At 65.6% G+C, this 19,205-nt stretch carries 18 protein-coding genes; 7 read left to right on the forward strand and 11 right to left on the reverse strand.

The genetic code is table 11. From position 1 onward, the window contains the following. The first annotated feature begins 2 nt into the window (after positions 1–2). Positions 3–716, forward strand: coding sequence for a hypothetical protein (locus tag ACH49N_RS01930; protein WP_358270390.1), 714 nt, complete (start codon positions 3–5; stop codon positions 714–716). Here ACH49N_RS01930 and ACH49N_RS01935 read toward each other — a convergent pair. From ACH49N_RS01935 to ACH49N_RS01945, 3 genes are all read right to left on the reverse strand, one after another. Then, a complete protein-coding gene (locus ACH49N_RS01935) occupies positions 702–1,382 on the reverse strand; it encodes a PhzF family phenazine biosynthesis protein (protein ID WP_358270388.1) in 681 nt (226 codons plus the stop codon). The genes ACH49N_RS01930 and ACH49N_RS01935 overlap by 15 nt on opposite strands. A gap of 88 nt (positions 1,383–1,470) precedes the next feature. Continuing rightward, positions 1,471–2,010: a carboxymuconolactone decarboxylase family protein gene (locus ACH49N_RS01940; RefSeq protein ID WP_109330704.1), complete on the reverse strand. Its 540-nt coding sequence runs from the start codon at positions 2,008–2,010 to the stop codon at positions 1,471–1,473. 3 nt (positions 2,011–2,013) lie between these two features. Continuing rightward, positions 2,014–2,601 carry a peroxiredoxin gene (locus tag ACH49N_RS01945; protein WP_109330702.1) on the reverse strand — a complete coding sequence of 196 codons (588 nt, stop codon included), beginning with the start codon at positions 2,599–2,601 and terminating at the stop codon, positions 2,014–2,016. A 187-nt stretch (positions 2,602–2,788) separates the two neighbouring features. On the opposite strand from ACH49N_RS01945, the gene ACH49N_RS01950 reads away from it, so the two are divergent. Next, complete coding sequence (locus ACH49N_RS01950; RefSeq protein ID WP_358270387.1) at positions 2,789–3,712, forward strand: hydrogen peroxide-inducible genes activator; 924 nt, start codon at positions 2,789–2,791, stop codon at positions 3,710–3,712. 47 nt (positions 3,713–3,759) lie between these two features. On the opposite strand, the gene ACH49N_RS01955 is transcribed toward ACH49N_RS01950, so the two are convergent. Continuing rightward, the gene (locus tag ACH49N_RS01955) at positions 3,760–4,506 is read right to left on the reverse strand and encodes a LysR substrate-binding domain-containing protein (protein ID WP_159926352.1); all 747 of its coding nucleotides are present in this window, start codon (positions 4,504–4,506) and stop codon (positions 3,760–3,762) included. A 58-nt stretch (positions 4,507–4,564) separates the two neighbouring features. On the opposite strand from ACH49N_RS01955, the gene ACH49N_RS01960 reads away from it, so the two are divergent. Next, a complete protein-coding gene (locus ACH49N_RS01960) occupies positions 4,565–4,969 on the forward strand; it encodes a DUF5997 family protein (RefSeq protein ID WP_358270385.1) in 405 nt (134 codons plus the stop codon). Positions 4,970–4,973: 4 nt separating this feature from the next. Here the strand turns inward: ACH49N_RS01960 and ACH49N_RS01965 are convergent, their stop codons facing one another. From ACH49N_RS01965 to ACH49N_RS01980, 4 genes are all read right to left on the reverse strand, one after another. Then, positions 4,974–7,478, reverse strand: a complete 2,505-nt coding sequence (locus tag ACH49N_RS01965; RefSeq protein WP_358270383.1) for a DUF3516 domain-containing protein — start codon at positions 7,476–7,478, stop codon at positions 4,974–4,976. A 40-nt stretch (positions 7,479–7,518) separates the two neighbouring features. Beyond that, positions 7,519–8,556, reverse strand: a complete 1,038-nt coding sequence (locus ACH49N_RS01970) for an alpha/beta hydrolase (protein WP_358270381.1) — start codon at positions 8,554–8,556, stop codon at positions 7,519–7,521. A 145-nt stretch (positions 8,557–8,701) separates the two neighbouring features. Beyond that, the gene (locus ACH49N_RS01975) at positions 8,702–9,670 is read right to left on the reverse strand and encodes a proteasome assembly chaperone family protein (protein WP_250763766.1); all 969 of its coding nucleotides are present in this window, start codon (positions 9,668–9,670) and stop codon (positions 8,702–8,704) included. A 228-nt stretch (positions 9,671–9,898) separates the two neighbouring features. Further along, positions 9,899–10,060 (reverse strand): hypothetical protein, encoded by a 162-nt coding sequence (locus ACH49N_RS01980; protein WP_159926358.1) that lies wholly within the window; start codon positions 10,058–10,060, stop codon positions 9,899–9,901. Between the two features lie 198 nt (positions 10,061–10,258). Here ACH49N_RS01980 and ACH49N_RS01985 point away from each other — a divergent pair, with 198 nt between their 5' ends. Both ACH49N_RS01985 and ACH49N_RS01990 read left to right on the forward strand, forming a co-directional pair. Next, a complete protein-coding gene (locus ACH49N_RS01985; protein ID WP_358270378.1) occupies positions 10,259–10,972 on the forward strand; it encodes a DUF5642 family protein in 714 nt (237 codons plus the stop codon). 162 nt (positions 10,973–11,134) lie between these two features. After that, positions 11,135–12,268, forward strand: a complete 1,134-nt coding sequence (locus tag ACH49N_RS01990; protein ID WP_358270376.1) for a DUF4192 domain-containing protein — start codon at positions 11,135–11,137, stop codon at positions 12,266–12,268. A gap of 8 nt (positions 12,269–12,276) precedes the next feature. Here ACH49N_RS01990 and galE read toward each other — a convergent pair whose 3' ends face one another. After that, a complete protein-coding gene (gene galE / locus ACH49N_RS01995; RefSeq protein ID WP_358270374.1) occupies positions 12,277–13,269 on the reverse strand; it encodes a UDP-glucose 4-epimerase GalE in 993 nt (330 codons plus the stop codon). Positions 13,270–13,272: 3 nt separating this feature from the next. Then, on the reverse strand, positions 13,273–13,962 hold the full coding sequence (locus tag ACH49N_RS02000; protein ID WP_109335161.1) for a metal-dependent transcriptional regulator: 690 nt from the start codon (positions 13,960–13,962) through the stop codon (positions 13,273–13,275). A gap of 166 nt (positions 13,963–14,128) precedes the next feature. Between ACH49N_RS02000 and ACH49N_RS02005 the strand changes: the two genes are divergently transcribed. Both ACH49N_RS02005 and ACH49N_RS02010 read left to right on the forward strand, forming a co-directional pair. Beyond that, positions 14,129–15,400, forward strand: coding sequence for an acetoin utilization protein AcuC (locus ACH49N_RS02005; RefSeq protein ID WP_358270372.1), 1,272 nt, complete (start codon positions 14,129–14,131; stop codon positions 15,398–15,400). Beyond that, on the forward strand, positions 15,393–18,068 hold the full coding sequence (locus tag ACH49N_RS02010; protein WP_317764598.1) for a GNAT family N-acetyltransferase: 2,676 nt from the start codon (positions 15,393–15,395) through the stop codon (positions 18,066–18,068). Before ACH49N_RS02005 ends, ACH49N_RS02010 begins: the two co-directional genes overlap by 8 nt. A 79-nt stretch (positions 18,069–18,147) precedes the next feature. On the opposite strand, the gene ACH49N_RS02015 is transcribed toward ACH49N_RS02010, so the two are convergent. Next, positions 18,148–19,119, reverse strand: a complete 972-nt coding sequence (locus ACH49N_RS02015) for a sigma-70 family RNA polymerase sigma factor (protein WP_109330679.1) — start codon at positions 19,117–19,119, stop codon at positions 18,148–18,150. Between the last annotated feature and the right edge of the window lie 86 nt (positions 19,120–19,205).

Consider the following 19,205-nt stretch of genomic DNA (forward strand, 5'->3'; position numbering starts at 1 on the left):
CCATGCACGCGCCCTCGCACACCGACGCTCGATCGGCCGGCTCCCGTATCGACCTCGACACCGCGGTGAACGTCACCCGCACCGGAGACATCTGGATCTTCCGCGGAGAATCGCCGGCGGACCGGGCCATTCAGACGCTGACCAACAGCCCCGTCAACCACGTGGGCATGTCGGTGGTGCTCGAAGATCTGCCGCCGCTGATGTGGCACGCGGAACTCGGGCACTCGTTGCAGGACATGTGGACCGGGCGTTTTCAACGCGGCGTGCAGTTGCACGATCTACGCGCCGCCGTCCAGGTGTGGGGTGCCCGTTACGGACAGCGCGGGTGGTTGCGGCAGCTCGCGGAGCCCGCGACGAAGGAACAGGAAGACGCGCTGATGCGGACCATTGCGCGACTCGACGGAACTCCGTTCCCCTCGACCGCGAAACTCGCTTCTCGCTGGTTCGGTGGACGGCTCCCTCTCGGCCGTCGTACGAGGAGGCGTTCAGGGAGTCTCGAAAGTGCCTACTGTGCCGAGGTGGTCGCCACGACCTACGAAGAGATGGGCCTTCTCGCCGGGGATCACCGCACGAGTTGGTACGACCCCGGAAAGTTCTGGAGTGGCGACCGGCTTCCCCTTGTCCCCGGTGTCACGCTGGGCCGCGAGATCGAGGTCGTCCTCAGCGACGCCGATCTCGCCGCGGGGCGCGGCCGCCGCCCGTCAGAGGGTTCGTGACTTTTCGGCACGCACACGCCCGCCGACCTCGACCCAGCCTGCGGGGTCGTACGTGGTGCGCAGTTCGGAGCCGCGGCCCTGCGTGATCAGCAGGGCGTGCCGGAGGTGAGCGGTGATACGGACGGCGGCGGCTCCAGTCGCCTCGTCCTCCACGATGCCCATGTCGGGCGCAAACATTCGTGAACGAATCGAGTGCTCCACCTTGTCGGTCCAGGCCCACAGGTAGTGGTGGCCCTTGCCGAACTTCTTCGGATCGGCATTCTCGACGTCCCTGACGCTGTTCATCGGGTACAGCGAGAATTCGGGCGCCCACTCCGGCTTTGCCCGCACCCAGGTGATCGCACCCGAGTGCCGGGTGGTCACAGGTCCGGCTGGTACGTCCAGCGTCTTCACTGCGGTACCGCGTTCACGCAGCCACCAGGACAGCCCGACGGTGGGGTGTCCTGCGAAGGGAAGCTCGGTTCCGGGTGTGAAAATTACCGCGCGGGTGGAGTCGTCGCCCGGGGCGGGGAGATCGACGAAGATCGTCTCGCTGTATCCGAGGGCAGCGGCGACTTTCTGCCGGTCGCCGGGCGGGACGGTCGACGCATCGACGATGCCGAGCGGATTGCCGTGGCGTCCGTTCTCGTCCGTGAATACCCGGACGACGTCTACGTGAAGAGGCATTGACGCACTCTATCGCTCCGATGAGCGACGAAGGGCCCCGCATGCGCAGTACGCGAGCGGGGCCCTTCGGGAGTACCTCTGCGAGGTGTCAGACGCTCGCGGTGGCGAGGGTCTCGTTGGCCTCGACGGCCTGAGCGACACCCGCGACGATCGAACCGGCGCGGATCGCTTCGAAGATCACCTCACGGTCGACGCCTTCCTGCCGGAGGGTGTTCTCGTGGGCTTCGAGGCAGTGGTTGCAGCCGTTGATCGCGGAGACCGCGAGCGACCACAGCTCGAAATCGGCCTTGTCGACACCCGGGTTGCCGATGATGTTCATCCGCAGGCCCGCACGGAGATCGTCGTACTTACCGTCAAGGTAGCCCTTGGTGCGGTAGAAGACGTTGTTCATGCCCATGATCGACGCGGCACCCAGAGCTGCGTTGTAGGCCTCGGCCGACAGCGAGTCGGCCGCCTCTTCGGCGATCTCCTTCAAGGTGGTCGCCGACTTGGTGGCAGCTGCGGTGGCGAGGAGGGTGCCCCACAGCTGCTGCTCGTTCAGCACGGTACTGCGCGCGATGGAACTCAGGTTGAGCTTGAGGTCCTTGGCGTATTCGGGGAGTGAGTTCTTCAGATTCTCTACAGTCATGACTCAGACGCTCGCAGTCAGCAGTTCGCCGGCGTCGATCGTCGGATCGCCCTTCTTCCAGTTGCAGGCGCACAGCTCGTCGGACTGCAGGGCGTCGAGGACACGAAGGACCTCGTCTACGTTGCGGCCCACGGAACCGGCGGTGACGGAGACGAACTGGACCTCGTTGTTGGGGTCGACGATGAAGGTGGCGCGGTCGGCGACACCGTCGGCGTTGAGAACGCCGGTGGCCTCGACCAGTTCACGCTTGAGGTCCGAAAGGATCGGGAAGGGAAGGGTCTTCAGGTCCTCGTGCTGGGCACGCCACTGGAAGTGGACGAACTCGTTGTCGACGGACGCACCGAGCACCTGCGCGTCGCGGTCGGCGAACTCGTCGTTCAGCTTGCCGAATGCGGCGATCTCGGTGGGGCACACGAACGTGAAGTCCTTGGGCCAGAAGAAGACGATCCGCCACTTGCCGGCGTGGTCGTCGCTGGTGATCGTGGTGAAGTAGTCGTCGGGCTGCTGGGCGTCGACCTTGGAGAGGTCACCGCCGATGACGGCTTTCAGGTTGTACGCGGGGAACTGATCGCCGATGGTGAGCAGAGCCATATTCGTCCTCCTACTTGTCTTGTGAACACGTCGAACGCAGTGCAACCACACCCGAAGGCGCAGTTGAGGGTTTCGGTACCGGAAGCGGGTGGCACGAAGGTCGTGCACCCGCGTTTTCTGGTGTGATTCCATTCTGCACGAAACTGGCTGAAAGGTAAAGCCGATAGATGTCTCTACACTGATAGGCATGGCTGATCAGAGTTATCAACCCACACTGTCGCAGCTGCGTGCGTTCGTCGCGGTGGCCGAACATCGCCATTTCGGCACTGCGGCTACACGTTTGAGTGTGAGCCAACCCACACTCTCCCAGTCCCTCGCCGCCCTCGAAAGCGGCCTCGGCGTACAGCTGATCGAGCGAAGTACTCGCCGCGTCCTCGTGACCACAGCCGGTGAGAGACTGCTCGGCCAGGCGAAGGTCATCCTCGAAGCCACCGATGGTTTCGTCGCGACGGCGGCGGGCGTGGGGGAGCGACTCACCGGACCGCTGCGGATCGGACTGATCCCCACTGTGGCTCCGTACGTGTTGCCCGCATTGCTGCCGGCCCTCCGGCAGGACATGCCCGCTCTGGAACCACAGGTGATCGAGGATCAGACTGCGCGCCTTCTCGAATCACTGCGCACCGGCACGCTCGACGTCGCGGTGATGGCACTGCCCAGCGGCGCGGCCGGGCTCACCGAAATACCGCTGTACACAGAAGACTTCGTGATGGTCGTGCCCGAAGGGCATGAGCTGGCCGGACATACGGGTATCTCGCCCTCGGTGCTGGGCGCGTTGCCGCTCCTGCTCCTCGACGAAGGTCACTGTTTGCGGGACCAGACCCTCGATCTCTGCAGATCGGCGGATGTCCAGCCCATGGCGGGCGACACCCGCGCGACGTCGCTGTCGACGGTGGTCCAGTGCGTTGCAGGCGGGCTCGGCGTGACGCTGGTCCCCGAGTGTGCCGTGCGGGTAGAGATCGGGCGCGGCCCCTTGGCCACCGCACGCTTTGCCGCCCCGGCTCCGGGCCGGATGATCGGACTCGTCTTCCGCTCGTCGAGTGCGCGCGCCGAAGATTACGGGCAGCTGGCGGCCCTGCTCACGAACTCGGCCCCGGTCACTACTTCGCACTGAGCCGCCGGCGGCGGCTCACAGCTCGGGACTGAGCCCGCGCCGCGAACTCACGACCGGCGGCGAGGTTTCCCGCGGCTGCCACCGCGCTTCCCCGAACCTCCACGGGCATTCTTGTTCCCGGCTGCCCGCTGCTGCCGCGTAGCGCCGGGTTCCGGACGTTTCTTCTTCACCGGCTCGGCCGGTGGACGCCCTCGCGAACTGTTGACCGTGCGCCCGCGCACGATTCCGATGAACTCCTCGACCAGTTCCGTTTTCCGATCCTCGGGCCACGACAGTGCGATCCGCGACTCGGGGCCGTCGGTCACCGGCCGGAACGTCAGATCCTTACGGTGATGAAGCCGGGCCAGCGACTGCGGTACGACCACGAGGCCCACTCCGGCCGCCACCAGCTCGATCGCATCCGCCGTCGTGGCCGGACGCTCCTTCGCCGGTACTCCGGGCAATTCTGCCCATTCGAGAATGTCGTCGAGGGGATGCAGCACGACGTCGTCCGCAAGGTCCTCCACGGCGATCTCGTCCACCGCTGCCACCACATGCTCTCGGGGGATGACGACGACGGGGGTCTCGGCATAGAGGGGGATGGCGCTGAGGCCTTCCCCGTCGATCGGCACCCGGACGAGCCCGGCGTCGACCTCGCCGTCTCGCAGAGCTGCCGGCGCGTCGGCCGCGGACAGCGCAATCAGGGTGAGGGGTACGTCCGGCATCCGCTCGTTCCAGATCCGGATCCACTTGGTGGGTGTCACCCCCGGGACGTACGCAAGGCGGAACGAAGGGGGCACTACCGCGTCTGTCACTCCGTCAGGCTACCGGCCGTGGTCGGAACCACTGCGCATCCTCGTTACTCTTGGCACCATGACGTCGCACAAGAGCACTCAGACGATGAAGCCGGCAACCGCGGCGAAGAAGCTGGGTGTGTACCTCGAAGCCACACCTGCCGAGTTCCAGGAGGGTGTCGTGTCCCGCGACGAGCTCACCGCGCTGCAGTCCGATCCGCCCGAGTGGTTGCTCGAACTGCGGCGCAACGGCCCGCACCCGCGTTCCGTGGTCGCGGCGAAGCTGGGGGTCTCCATCGCGGGCCTGGCGCGTGGCGGGGTCACCGAGGCCCTCACCACCGAGGAGATCGACAGCCTCATGGCGGATCGGCCGGAGTGGTTGCAACAGGAGCGCGCCACCCAGGCCGAGGTTCGGCAGGAGGCCGTGCGTATCAAGGAGAAGAAGGCGGCACGACGCGATCAGCCCCGGAAACAACGTTCGTGAACCGCTAGCCCTCGACGATGCTGAGTTCGTCGAACACCACTTCTCCGGCGGCATCGGACTCGGGGAGATCGACGACGGCGGTCAAGGCCCAGCCGTGATCGCCCTGCGGGTCCTCGAGGACCTGACGCACGCGCCAGAACTCGGGGGCCACCTCTACCTGGAAGAGCTGGGGTCCACGCGCGGAGGGTCCGGTGCCCACGGTGGAGTACTCGTCGAAGTAGGGGAGGAGCTGTTCTTCCCACTCGTACGCGTCGATGCCGTCGCCGAGCGCCTCGAGCTCGGACCACCGTCGCCGTGACGCCAGCTCGATGCGCCGGAACATCGCATTGCGCACCATCACTCGGAAGGCACGTTCGTTGGCAGAAATGGGTCGTGGGACGTCGGCGCCGAACGCGACCTGCTGAACGTCACCTTCCGCGCCCGGATCGGTAAGTGATTCCCACTCGTCGAGCAGGCTGGAATCCACCTGGCGGATGAGTTCACCCAGCCACTCGATGAGATCGTCGAGTTCTTCCGTCCGGGCTTCCGTCGGAACCGTCTGCCGCAAGGCGCGATAGGCGTCGGCGAGGTAGCGCAGGACCAGTCCCTCGGACCGTGCCAGTCCGTAGTGGCTGACGAGCTCGGCGAAGGTCATTGCCCGCTCGACCATATCGCGGACCACCGACTTGGGTGACAGCGCAAACTCCGAAATCCACGGATGCCCACCGCGATACATCTCGAACGCCGGGAACAGTACATCGGACAACGGCTTCGGCCACGTGACCTCCTCGAGGAGTTCCATGCGCTCGTCGTACTCGATTCCGTCCGCCTTCATCTGCGCCACAGCCTCGCCGCGGGCGGCATGCTGCTGCGCCATGAGTACCTGCCGCGGGTCGTCGAGGGTCGACTCGATGACCGAGACAACGTCGAGCGCATAGGATTCCGACTCCGCGTCGAGTAGTTCCAGCGCCGCGAGCGCGAATGTCGACAACGGTTGGTTGAGAGCGAAGTCCCGTTGCAGTTCCATCGTGAGGCGGGCCATCCGCCCATCGGCATCAGGTTCGTCCAGCCGCTGCACGATGCCGGCGTCGATCAACCCGCGATACAGCGACAGTGCCTTCAAGATGTGCTTACGCTGCGCGGGCCGCGACTCGTGGTTGTCCTCGAGGAGATGCCGCATCGAGGCGAAACAATTGCCGGGTCGCGCGATGACATTGAGCAGCATGGAGTTCGATACCGAGAGCCGTGAGATCAACGGCTCGGGGGAGGCTGCGACGAGGCGGTCGAACGTGGCCTCGCTCCACGACACGAATCCGTCCGGCGCCTTCTTACGCTGGACCTTCCTACGTTTCTTCGGGTCGTCGCCGGCCTTGGCAAGTGCCCGCAGGTTCTCGACCTCGTGCTCGGGGGCCTGGACCACGACGGTGCCGAGGGTGTCGTACCCGGCGCGGCCGGCACGTCCCGCGATCTGATGGAATTCGCGCGCACGCAGGTGACGCGTGCGGCTGCCGTCGAACTTGGTCAGGCCGGTGAGGAGCACGGTACGGATGGGCACGTTGATGCCCACCCCCAGTGTGTCGGTGCCACAGATCACTTTGAGCAGTCCGTCCTGGGCCAGCTTCTCGATCAACCTGCGGTACTTGGGCAGCATCCCCGCATGGTGCACACCGATACCGTGCCGCACGAGGCGGGAGAGGGTCTTGCCGAAGCCGGTGGTGAATCGGAAGCCGCCCAGTGCCTCGGCGATGGCATCTTTTTCGGCGCGGGAGCAGAAGTTCACACTGGTCAGCGCTTGGGCACGTTCGAGCGCCGCGGCCTGGGTGAAGTGCACGACGTATACCGGAGCCTGATTGGTGGTCACCAGTTCTTCGATGGTCTCGCTCACCGGGGTGGTCGCATACGAGAACATCAGCGGGACGGGTCGCTCTGTACCGGCGACGACGGTGGTGGGCCTGCCCGTGCGCCTCGTGAGGTCGGTGGAGAAGAAGTCGACCTCACCTAAGGTGGCCGACATCAACAGGAACTGGGCGTGGGGCAGTTCGATGAGGGGCACCTGCCACGCCCAGCCACGATCCGGCTCGGAATAGAAATGGAACTCGTCCATCACGACTTGCCCGATGTCGGAGTCGGGTCCCTCCCGTAGCGCGAGATTCGCGACGATTTCTGCAGTCGCGCAGATGATGGGCGCCCGGGAGTTGACGGCGGCGTCACCGGTCATCATTCCGACATTCTCCGCGCCGAACACCTCACAGAGCGCGAAGAACTTCTCGCTCACCAGGGCCTTGATGGGGGCGGTGTAGAAGGTGCGCTTCCCGGTGGCCATGGCGAAGAAGTGCGCACCGACCGCGACCATCGACTTGCCGGATCCGGTGGGCGTCGCCAGGATCACATTGGCGCCGGAGACGAGCTCCATGATCGACTCTTCTTGGGCGGGATAGAGCCGCAGACCTCGATCCTCGGTCCACGAGGTGAAGGCGTCGAAAACGGAATCAGGATCCGCGTCTTCGGGGAGAAGGTCGGGAAGAAGCACTGCTACAGGCTAGCCGTACAGCAGTGCGCCGCTCTCGCGCCTATGTCGCGCTGCGTTCGTCGGAACCCATGGCGTCGAGAACAGCCATTCGGGTGGACGCACTGCCGGTGATCGTTCCCTCGCCGACACCAGAAATCAACATCTGCCGCCATCTGGCCTCGTCGAATGCCAGCGGACGAGTGCCGGCGAGGAACTTCTCGATGGTGCGCAGAAAGCGCATCGGGTCGTCCCGGAACGGGAAGTGACCGGCACCTCGAAAGATCTCGAGGTGTGAACCCGGCATGGCGGCATGAGCGAGGTGGGCGTGAGCGACCGGGATGACCGCATCCTGGTCGCCCCAGATGAGTTGCACCGGGAGGTTCTCGGTCAGGTAACACCTGTCGAGCATGGTGACCACCTGACCACGCCAGTCGACGACCGCGCGCAGCGTGCGTAGGTATGCCTCGTACGCCGTGGGGTCGTAGAGCTCGGCGAGCACGCGGACGAGGTCCGGGGTGTCGTGCAGGATCGCGCCGGGGCGGAGCCTGGTTCCGTTGAGCTGGCCGATCGCATTGCCGAGCAGCCGGACCGTCGGCATTGCCCCGGGAATGCGCAGCAGTTTGAGTGCCTCGTTCAGGATCGGGACCGACGCGAGGCGGAGCAGAGGATGGACGTCCTTGGTGACGCCGCCGGCAGAGACCAGGACCAATCGGTCGACCATCTGCGGGAACTGGTAGGAGAACTGCATGGCGACTCCGCCACCGAGTGAGTGCCCGATGACGGTGACGTTGTCGATGCCGAGGGTCGAGAGCAAATCGCGCATGCCGTTGGCGTAGGCCGCCACGGAGTAGTCGGCGCGGGGCTTGTCGGAGCGTCCGTGACCGAGAAGGTCCGGTGCGATCACTGTGTAGTTGCGGGCCAGATGCGGGATGATCTCGGTCCAGGTGGACGAGTTGTCCCCGATTCCATGGATCAGTAGGAGGGCTGGGCCCTCACCGGCCATGCGGAACGCGCGACGGTATCCGTGGATGGTGCGAAACATCATGCGGGTTTCGGCGTCGGGAACAGGCCTGAGCTTACGAATGCGAGTGTCGCTCATGTCGCCTCCTGAACTAGGTGAACTTCCCGAATGTTGACCTCTCAATCATCCGCTTCGGTTCGACGCTATTGCACGGGCGTCCGGTGAACAACTGATCAGGGCGGTCGCACAGCCACCGGGTGGCGGCCGCACAGCCGCGTTTCCGTCAGGCTCCGCCCGCTGTTCCGGAATCGCCATCGGAGCGCTCTCCATGGCCGTCCTGCTGCGCTTGCTCGGCAAGGAAACGCTCGAATTCGGCCCCCAATTCGTCCCCGCTCGGAAGGTCTTCCTCGCTGGCCAGGAGGCTCGACTGCTGCTCCTGAGCCGTTACGTAGGCATCGTACTGACGCTCGAGGGCATGAACCACGGTTTGGACCTCTTCGTTACCCGCGATGTGCTCGTCGACCTGTTCCTTCACCCGTGCGGCTGCCTCGCCGAGCGCGTTGAGGGGCAGCTGAAGATCTGTGACCTCACTAACATTCTCCAGGAGGGTTTCCGCCGCCCCCGGGTAGTCGGTCTGCGCAAGGTAGTGCGGAACGTGAACGGAAAACCCGATCGATTCGTGACCGTGCTGCGCCATCCGTAACTCGATCAACGACGACGCGCTGCCGGGTACCTGAAGTTCGCCGGCCCAGCGCTGGTGGTCCTTGATCAATTCCTTGTTGGTCGAATGAGCAGTCACTCCCAGCGGCCGAGTATGCGGAATCGCCATCGGGATCGCATTGATACCCACCGTGCGCCGGACACCGAGTTGTTCCGCCAGCAGGCGCACCGCCGTGGTGAAGCGTTCCCACCGCAGGTCGGGCTCCATTCCGGCCAGCAGAAGGAAGGGGGTTCCCGCGGTGTCCTTCAGGGCATACAGATTCAGTTCCGGCTGGTCGTAGTCCGAGAAGTGGTCGGACTTGAAAGTCATGGTCGGGCGACGTGAGCGATAGTCGACCAGTTCGTCCACCGCGAAGGAGGCGACCAATTCGCTCTCGAGGCTCTCCCGGAGGTGCGTCGTGGCGAGTTTGACGGCGTGGCCCGCGTCGGAGAAACCTTCGAGTCCGTGGATCAGCACCGGTCCCTGCCCGTCCGCGGAGGACAGCTGCGGCGCGGGAAACTCGAGCTCGTACATCTTCGACTGTTCGTCCATCACAGACCTCATCTCCTTCGTGCGTGACCTCCAGTGTCCCCTATCGTCTCCGGCATCGATACGTCGGACATTCTTCGCGGAGGTCTGCTTCGGGGGAACGCCTCGAAGGCAACAGATAATTCCCGGGTACCCCGTTTCCGTGTTCGCCCACAGCGAGATCCCATGCCCAGCGTGGTGTGGGCAGGTCGCCGCGAACGGCATCCGCGCACCTGGGCGGATGGGCGGCACTCAGTGCTCGACGTGCCCCAGCGAAGCGATTTCGGTGGACAACTCGTGAAGTCGGCGCTGTGCTCGTGCGAGCCGACCCTCGAGTTCGAGGATGTCGACGTTCAGTTGATCCCGCTCGGCCAATCGCCGGGCGAGCTCGTATTGAACCGATTTGGTCTTCATCTTTTCACGATACGCCCAGGACAAACGCAGCTCCTCTCGGAAAAAGGCGTGGACGCGAATACCGAGGTGCCGAATCCGCGGGCACATCGCCCGCGCGAGGTTGAACGCTCTGCCTCCCCGAGGGCACTGCGGGCTTCTGGCAGAGTGGCGGAAAAGGCTCGGTTGACGAGCCGCCAGCAGCGGTACGGGAGGTCGACGGTGAGTTCTCGGCGTACGACGAGTCGAAGCGCGGTCCTCGTTCCTGTCGCTGCGGCGGCCGCGGTAGCCGGGGCACTCGCGTCGTGCGCGTCCGAGGTCCCGGGTGTGGCTCAACCCTCCAGCAGCATCGCGGCCGGGGTGCCCTCCGGCAAGGGTTTGTCGGCACTGTTGTTGGAGCCGTCCGACTTCCCGTCCCAATATCAGGCGATCGTGCTGCCGCCGCACGCTGTGTCGATGGCAGCACCGGATCTCACGGGTGTGCCCCAGGACGCCGTCGTCGATCCGTCGGAGTGTGCTCCGCCGACCCAGGACTACGGGCCGACCGGAACGGTGATGGCCGTGGGCACCGACAACGCGAGCCGGTCGACGATCACGGTGGAGCTCGCCAAGACAGACACACCGCTCGACGAACTCGAGCAGCAGACGGCGAATTGCGGTGAGATGACCGTAGCGGCCAGCGGTGCCGAATCGACCGTCGCCACCGACATCATGCCTGCCCCGCCGATTCGAGCGGACGACACGCTGGCCCTGCGCCGCACGGTTCGATCCGGCAGTGACGGCGACAAGGTCACGCAGTCGATGCTCACGTTGATCGCGCAGGTAGGAGACGTCCGTGTGTCGGCAACATTCATGTCCTTCGGACACGCCACGGCGGACACCTCGGCGCTCGACGACGTGTTCACGAAAGCGGTGCAGAAGGTTCGGTCAGGCTGAGCGCGGCAGATAGCACACGGCTCCGACACCCTGCGCGGATCCACAGCGCATTCGCCCGGCTCGGCTGCCCGTTTGTCCACAACCTGCCGCTCATCCACAGCCCGACCCATTGTCGCTGGTCGGTGAATTCAGGGGCTCCGGTGCGCGTTCAGAGTCAAGTGCATGACGACGTCCGCGTTTCCACACAGGTCCGGTTCCGACCCCACCGGCCGACACTTCTTGCCACCCGAGCAACTCCGCCTGTGCGATCCCGGTGATCTCCTCGCCGCGATCCCCGCGCTCCTCGGCTTCCGTCCGGAACGGTCCATTGTGGCCGTGTGTTTGACGGATGATTCGACGGTCGGGGCCGTGATGAGGCACGATCTCGTGCTCGGAGGCGGTGATACGCCGACTGCACCCATGTACGCGGCCGTGGATCAATTCGCTGTGGTATGCGAGCGTGAACAGGCCACGGGCGTGCTGGTCGTCCTCGTCGACGACCGATTCGCGGATCCTACGGACACGTCACGGGCCGAAGTGGCAAGTATCGTGTCGGAATTCGAGGACCTCCTGGATCGGACGTCCACCGAACTGCTCGATGTCTTCGTGACCGCCGACATCGGCGCCGGCAACCGGTGGTTCGGACTGCTGGGTGGGGGACGATACGGTGTGCAGTCGGATCCGGCGGCCTCTCATGTCGCCGTGGCGCAGGTCGTCAGTGGCCGGGCAATCCGGTCGTCCCGTGAGGATCTGGAAGCGACCGTAGAGGCAGGTCCGGCTGGCGAGCGGGTCCGCATCGCCGAACTCCTCGAAGATGTTCGCGAATCCGCCGCGCCGAGAGGCCAATTCGCGGGACGCACCGACAGACTAGGTGATCGTCGCGAATTGGAATTCGTGCTGGCCCACATCGCACGGTTGCATTCGGGGCAGGGAGTGGCCGCGCACGAGTATGTCGAGCTGGCCCTGGCACTGGACAATCTGGTGGTTCGCGACAGTCTTCTCGCACTCGCCGTCAGCGCATATGCCGACGACGCCGAACAGCTGTGGATTCTGCTGGCACGTCATCTTCCCGATCCCGAACGGGCCACCGCAGCAGCCCTTCTCGGGTACAGCGCGTACGTACGCGGCGACGGACCACTGGCCGGTGTTGCCTTCTGCGCGGCACTGGAATCCGATCCCGATCATGCATTGGCCGCGCTCCTGGACAACGCCTTGCAATCGGGACTTCGGCCGGCCGCGGTTCGTGAACTGGCCGGTCTCGGCTACGACTCAGCGCGGAAGATCGGCGTCACCCTGCCGCCGCCGATCGACACCTGAGAACAGCATCATCGCCGCGCCGCGTGGGACCTGTCGCCGAGTTGTTGCAGATAGGCCCACGCGTCGGCGACGATCTCATCGAGATCGGTGTGTTCCGGCCGCCATCCGAGTTCCGCGATGGCGCGGTCACTGGACGCGACGAGAATCGCTGGGTCGCCGGCTCGGCGCGGCGCGTCCTCCACCGGGATGGGCAGTCCGGTGACCCGGGCACATGCCGAGATCACCTCGCGAACACTGAATCCCGCACCGCTGCCGAGGTTGTAGATTTTGTGACGGCCTTCGATGGACGACTCGAGCGCGAGCAGATGCGCCTCGGCCAAATCCAGAACGTGAATGTAGTCGCGCACCGCCGTCCCGTCCGGCGTGGGCCAGTCGGTTCCGAACATCGAAATCTTCTCGCGTTGGCCGAGCGCGACCTGAAGCACAAGAGGGATCAAATGCGTTTCCACGACCCGGTTTTCGCCGACCGACTTGTACGCGCCCGCCACGTTGAAATAGCGCAGGCTCGTCGCGGCGAACGAATGTGCCACTGCGTAGGACGTGATGGCATGGTCGATGGCGAGTTTGGTGGCTCCGTACGGATTCGTGGGACGGGTCGGATCCGCTTCGGTGATCGGCGAATGCTCCGGCTCACCGTACGTGGCGGCCGTCGAGGAGAAGACGAGCCGCCGCGTTCCCGAATGTCGCATGGCTTCGAGGAGTTCGAGAGTGGTGACGACGTTGCCGCGCCAATACTTCTCCGGGTACTCCACGGACTCTCCGACGAGCGACTGCGCCGCGAAGTGCAGCACACCGTCGAACCGGGGAGTTCCGCTGGTCCCGAGGACATCCACGGCGACGTCGGCGACATCACCTTCGATGAACTCGGCACCGAGCGGCACCGCGTCGGCATTGCCCGTGGACAGGTCGTCGATGATGACGACCTCGTGTCCCCGCTCGAGCAACACGGTGCTGCACACACTGCCGACATAACCGGCGCCGCCGGTGACGAGAAGTTTCATCGACTATCCCTGGACCTTCACCTGGACGGCGTGCGCCATCTCTTCGGAAAGGTCGAACCCGCTGTGACCGGGCACGGTGATCGTCACCGATCCCGGTTTGGTCTCGACCGTCACGCGGGCGTCCGGAACCACGCCTGCCTCACGCAGTTGACCGATGACATCGGGATCCGACTGAACGTGCTCGGCGAGGCGCCGCACGACCACAGCTGTCGGCTTACCGGGAGGAACGTCCGTGAGACGGATGAGTGTCTCCGGCGCGTCCACCGGGCGTTCGAGGCCGAGCAGGGCGAGTCCGGGAATCGGATTTCCGTACGGCGACGTGGTGGGGTTGTTGAGCACCTCCACGAGCCGCCGTTCGACCTCTTCGCTCATGACGTGCTCCCAGCGGCACGCCTCGGCATGGACCTCTTCCCACTTCAGGCCGATGATGTCGACCAGAAGGCGCTCCGCCAGTCGGTGCTTGCGCATGACCGACACCGCAAGTTCGCGCCCCTTCTCCGTCAGTTCCAGATGGCGGTCACCGGCGACCAGGAGAAGGCCGTCGCGTTCCATCCGGGCGACGGTCTGGCTCACCGTCGGGCCGCTCTGCTCCAGTCGTTCGGCAATCCGTGCTCGAAGTGGGACGACGCCCTCTTCTTCCAAGTCGTAGATCGTCCGGAGGTACATCTCCGTGGTGTCGACCAGATCCTTCACACTCACACCCCTTCGTCCTTGCCGATTCTACCGGTCATCGGCCCTCACCGGCGCGCTCCCTCCCGGAGCGCGCCCGGCCGGGCCCCGGAAAGGTCTGTTCGCGCCGTCCCCGGGCCGCGGGAGGGGTCTGCTCGCACGGTCTGCGGAGGACCAGTAGCGTGAGTTCATGACCGCGTCGTTCAGTTCCGGAGAGGATTCGGCTGCAGTGGTATCGAACCGTGTAGTCGTGTGGAGTCCGGACTATCTCAGCTACCGGTGGAGTGCGGACCACCCGATGAATCCCACTCGGCTCGAGCTCACCATGTCGCTCGCGCGTGCGCTGGGAACGCTCGAGGGTGTGGAGTTGGTTCGCCCCGACGCGGCCGCCGACGCAGATCTGCTGCGCATCCACACCCCCGGATACGTCGAGGCGGTCAAGCAGGCCGGGCGCTCGCAAGCGTCGGGCGTGCTCGGCGCGGACGCGCCGTACGGGCTCGGTACCGAGGACAATCCGGTGTTTCCGCAGATGCACGAGGCGAGCGCCATCCTCGCCGGCGGCTCTCTCGCTGCGGCCAAGGAAATCGCATCGGGGCGCACCCGCAGGGCTGTGAGCATCGGCGGGGGAATGCACCACGCGATGCCCGGCTGGGCGTCCGGCTTCTGTGTGTACAACGATGTCGCCATCGCCATTTCCTGGTTGCTGGACAACGGGTTCGACCGCATCGCCTACATCGACGTGGACGCGCACCACGGGGACGGTGTCCAGCACGCGTTTGCCGGCGATCCACGTGTACTGACCATTTCGTTGCATCAGCATCCTGCGACGTTGTGGCCCAACACCGGGTGGTCGAGCGAAGTCGGCGAGGGGGCGGGGGAGGGTACCTCGATCAACCTTCCGGTTCTTCCGGGCACGGTGGATGCACTGTGGCTCAGAGGGTTTCACGCCATCGTTCCGGGGGCGATCGCGGCGTTCCGCCCGCAGATCGTGATCAGCCAATGTGGCGTCGACAGCCACCGTGAGGATCCGCTCGCCGACCTGTCACTGACGGTCGACGGTCAGCGTGCAGCGTTCCTCGCGATGCGTGACCTTGCGGATCGGTACTCGGAGGGTCGCTGGCTGGCTGTGGGCGGCGGCGGCTACGGGCTCGTGCGGGTGGTTCCGCGGTCGTGGACACACCTCATCGCCGCGGCCCTGGACCGCGAGATCGACACCGGCACCGCAGTACCGGAGGTGTGGCGCGAGCAAGCGTCCGCGCTCGCACCCAGTGTCGATCTACCCGAGACGATGGGTGACGGTGGCGAGGTCGCCTACCTGCCCTGGGATGGACCGGGGGGCACACCCGAAACAGGAAACGCTTCGGTCGACCGCGCACTGACCCGCATCGACTCCGCAGTCATCGCCACCCGCCGGGCCTGCTTCCCGCTACTCGGCCTCGACCCGGAGGATCCTCGTGACTGAATCGACGGACGGCGCTCCCGATTCTGCGCACGACTACCCGCATCATTGGGTGGTCGATGTGCTGGCAGCGGACGGCGGCGCGGTGGCGCTGCGGCCGATCGTGCCGGAGGACGCCGAGAAGCTCGTCGCGTTTCACGCGAAGTTGTCTGAACGTACCCGCTACCTACGCTATTTCGGCCCGTACCCCACCATGTCCCAACGCGACATCGTGCACTTCACCACCGTCGACCACAAGAATCGGGTGGCGTTCGTGGTGGTGCTCGGCGACGAGATCATCGCCGTCGGGCGGTACGAACGGCTCGTCGGTGAGGGGGACGGCAAGTCGGCGGAAGTGGCATTCGTCGTCGCCGACGCGCACCAGGGACGGGGACTCGGGCCGATCCTCCTCGAGCATCTCGCCGGGGCCGCAGCAGAAAACGGGCTCACCATGTTCGTCGCCGAGGTCCTCGCGGAGAACCGCAACATGGTCACGGTGTTCCGCGAAGCGGGTTATCAGGTCAGTCGCAGCTACGAGGGCGGAGTGCTCAAACTCGAGTTCGCGATCGACCCCACCGAAGCCATGGTCTCGGTGCGTAATTCCCGGGAGCGGGCGGCCGAGGCGCGCAGTATGCGGAACGTGCTCAGTCCGCGGTCGGTTGCAGTGATCGGTGCCTCCACCGACAGTGCCAAGGTCGGGCACGCCGTGCTCACCAACCTGCTGCGGGCCGGGTTCACCGGCCCCGTGTACCCGGTCAATGCCGAGCATCGTTCCGTCCAGGGTGTGCGGGCCTACCCGACCGTCCGCGACATTCCCGACGAGGTGGATCTCGGCGTGGTCGCCGTCCCTGCAGAGTCGATCAGCGCAGTTCTGGACGACTGCCTCGACAAAGGCGTCAAAGCGCTCGTCGTGGTCTCGTCCGGATTCAGCGAAACCGGGCTCGACGGAAAGCAGTCCGAGAGGCGTCTCGTGCACGCGGCGCGGGCGCACGGGATGCGACTCATCGGGCCCAACGCACTCGGAGTGGCCAACAACGACACCGCGGTGTCCCTCAACGCCACGCTGGCGCCCGTGCTCCCGAGCCCTGGCAACGTCGGATTCTTCTGCCAGTCCGGTGCGCTCGGAATCGCCATCCTCGACGAGGCCGCCCGCAGTCGAATCGGCTTGTCTGCGTTCGTCTCGGCCGGCAACCGGGCCGACGTCTCGGGTAACGATCTCCTGCAGTATTGGGATTCCGATCCTGCTACCGAGGTGGTCCTGCTCTACCTCGAAAGTTTCGGCAACCCACGGAAGTTTTCGCGCATCGCTCGCCGCGTCGCCCGCAACAAGCCGATCGTCGCGGTGAAGAGTGGCCGGCACGCGGTTCCCCCGGCCCTGGCGGCCACGGGCGTCGAAATGGACGATTCGATCGTGCGGGCACTGTTCGAGCAGGCCGGTGTCGTGCAGGTGGGGTCGATTTCCCAGTTGTTCGACTGCGCCCTCCTGTTCGGATATCAACCGCTGCCTGCGGGGCCGCGGCTCGCTGTGGTCGGAAATTCCACTGCCTTGGGGGTACTGGCAGCTGACGCGGCGCGCAGTGAGGGCCTGCACGTCGGCGACCCGGTCGACCTCGGACCGCAGGCCGGGCCGGACGAGTTCGCCAGTGCCGTGCGCACGGCGCTGTCCTCGGCCGACGTCGACGCGGTCATCGCGGTCTTCGTTCCGCCCGTTGCCATACCGGTCGAGCCGTTCGCCCAGGCGCTGAAGGAAGCTGTCCGCGATGCCGACAAGCCGGTTCTGACCACGTTCCTCGCAGCGGAGGGCGTCCCGGACGTCCTCGCGGTGCGGGGCGAGGACGGGCATCCCACCCGTGGCTCGGTTCCGTCCTATCCGGGACCGGAACGGGCCGCGCTGGCGCTTGCGCGCGCCTGGCGGTATGCCGCGTGGAAGAGCAAACCCGCATCCAAGGTTGTGCGACCCGCGGGGATCGACCCCGAGAAGGCGAAAGAGATGGTGGACACCTGGCTGTCCACGTCGTCGGGGCGGTGGCTGTCCGATTACGAGGCGGCGCAACTACTCGCGTGTTACGGAGTCGAGGTGGTGGAGTTCCGCTCGGCCACCACCGAGGAAGAAGCTGTTGCCGCGGCCGACGAACTCGGCTACCCGGTGGCGGTGAAAGCGACCGGTGAGCAGTGGCGCCACCGTCCCGACCTCGGGGGTGTACGGCTCGACCTCGTCGGCCCCGACTCCGTTCGGCTGGCGTACCGAGACCTGGCCGCGGCGTCCGGTGAACCCCTCCTTCACGTGCAGCGAATGGCGACGAAGGGAATCGGCTGCGTGGTCGGCGTGCAGGACGACCCGTCGTTCGGCTCACTCATCTCGTTCGGGCTCGCCGGCGTGATTTCCGACCTTCTCGGGGACCGCGCGTACCGGGTGCTGCCGCTCACCGAAGACGCGGCTACCGAACTGATCGATGCGCCGAAGGCTGCACCGCTGCTGTCGGGGTACCGGAGTGCGGTGCCGGTGAACAAGTCGGCGCTCGTCGATCTGGTCCAGCGGATCTCCGCGCTCGCCGACGACCTCCCCGAGGTACGGGAACTGGCCTGCGAACCCGTACTCGCGTCCGCCGAGGGAGCTCAGGTCACCGACTCACGGGTGCGCATCGGTCCGGAACCGAGTTTCGCCGACCTGGGGCCACGCAGGCTCCGGTAGATGCGACGCTGCCGGCGCCGGTCTCGAAGACCGGCACCGGCGGCGGGTAGACACAAATCAGTCGGTTCAGAGTGAAGGATCAGCTGGCGTAGGAACGCAGCCGCTCCGCGCGATCACCCTGACGAAGCTTGCCCATCACTTCACGCTCGATCTGGCGGACCCGCTCGCGTGAGAGCCCGAAGAGCTTGCCGATCTGATCGAGGGTGCGCGGCTGACCGTCGTCGAGTCCGTACCGCAGGCGGATCACCTGCTGCTCGCGTTCGTCGAGAGTGGCCAGAACGCTGCGAACGTCGCTGTGCAGAAGACCGGCGATGACCGCGTTCTCCGCCGACGTGGCTTCCGAATCCTCGATGAAGTCGCCCAGAGGAGCCTCTTCGTCGTTGCCGACCGGCATATCCAGGCTTACCGGGTCGCGGCTGTGGTCGAGGAGATCCGCGATCTTGTGGGCCGGAATGCCCGACTCCTCCGCCAGTTCGTCGTCGGTGGCCTCACGGCCGAGTTGCTGGTGCAGCTCACGCTTGATGCGGGCGAGTTTGTTCACCTGCTCGACGAGGTGCACTGGCAGCCGGATGGTGCGGCTCTGATCGGCCATGCCCCGGGTGATGGCCTGACGGATCCACCACGTGGCATACGTCGAGAACTTGAAACCCTTGGAATAGTCGAACTTCTCCATCGCCCGGATCAAGCCCAGGTTGCCTTCCTGGATGAGGTCGAGCAAGGGCATGCCGCGGCCCGTGTAGCGCTTGGCCAGCGACACGACGAGGCGAAGGTTCGCCTCGAGCAGATGCGCCCTGGCCGACTGTCCGTCGCGGACGATGGTCGCAAGGTCTCGCTTCTTCGCGGGGGACAGTCGCTTGCCGGTCTCGAGAACATGCGCGGCGTACAGCCCAGCCTCGATTCGCTTGGACAGCTCCACCTCGTCTGCGGCAGTCAGCAGAGCGGTGCGGCCGATCCCGTTCAAGTAGACGCGGACCAGGTCGGCAGCCGGGCTCTGGGCGTCCAGATCGGCGGCGCTGGGGCGAATGCGAGTAGTGGTGCTGGGGCTTGTCATGACTTGCCTCCTCATCGGTGGTGTCTCATAGGGAACAACGCTCCGACGGGCACGGAAAGTTCCCGGACACTTTTCGGTAGGAGGGC

The organism is Rhodococcus sp. NPDC019647, assembly GCF_044389235.1.
Lineage (GTDB): Bacteria > Actinomycetota > Actinomycetes > Mycobacteriales > Mycobacteriaceae > Rhodococcus_F > Rhodococcus_F oxybenzonivorans.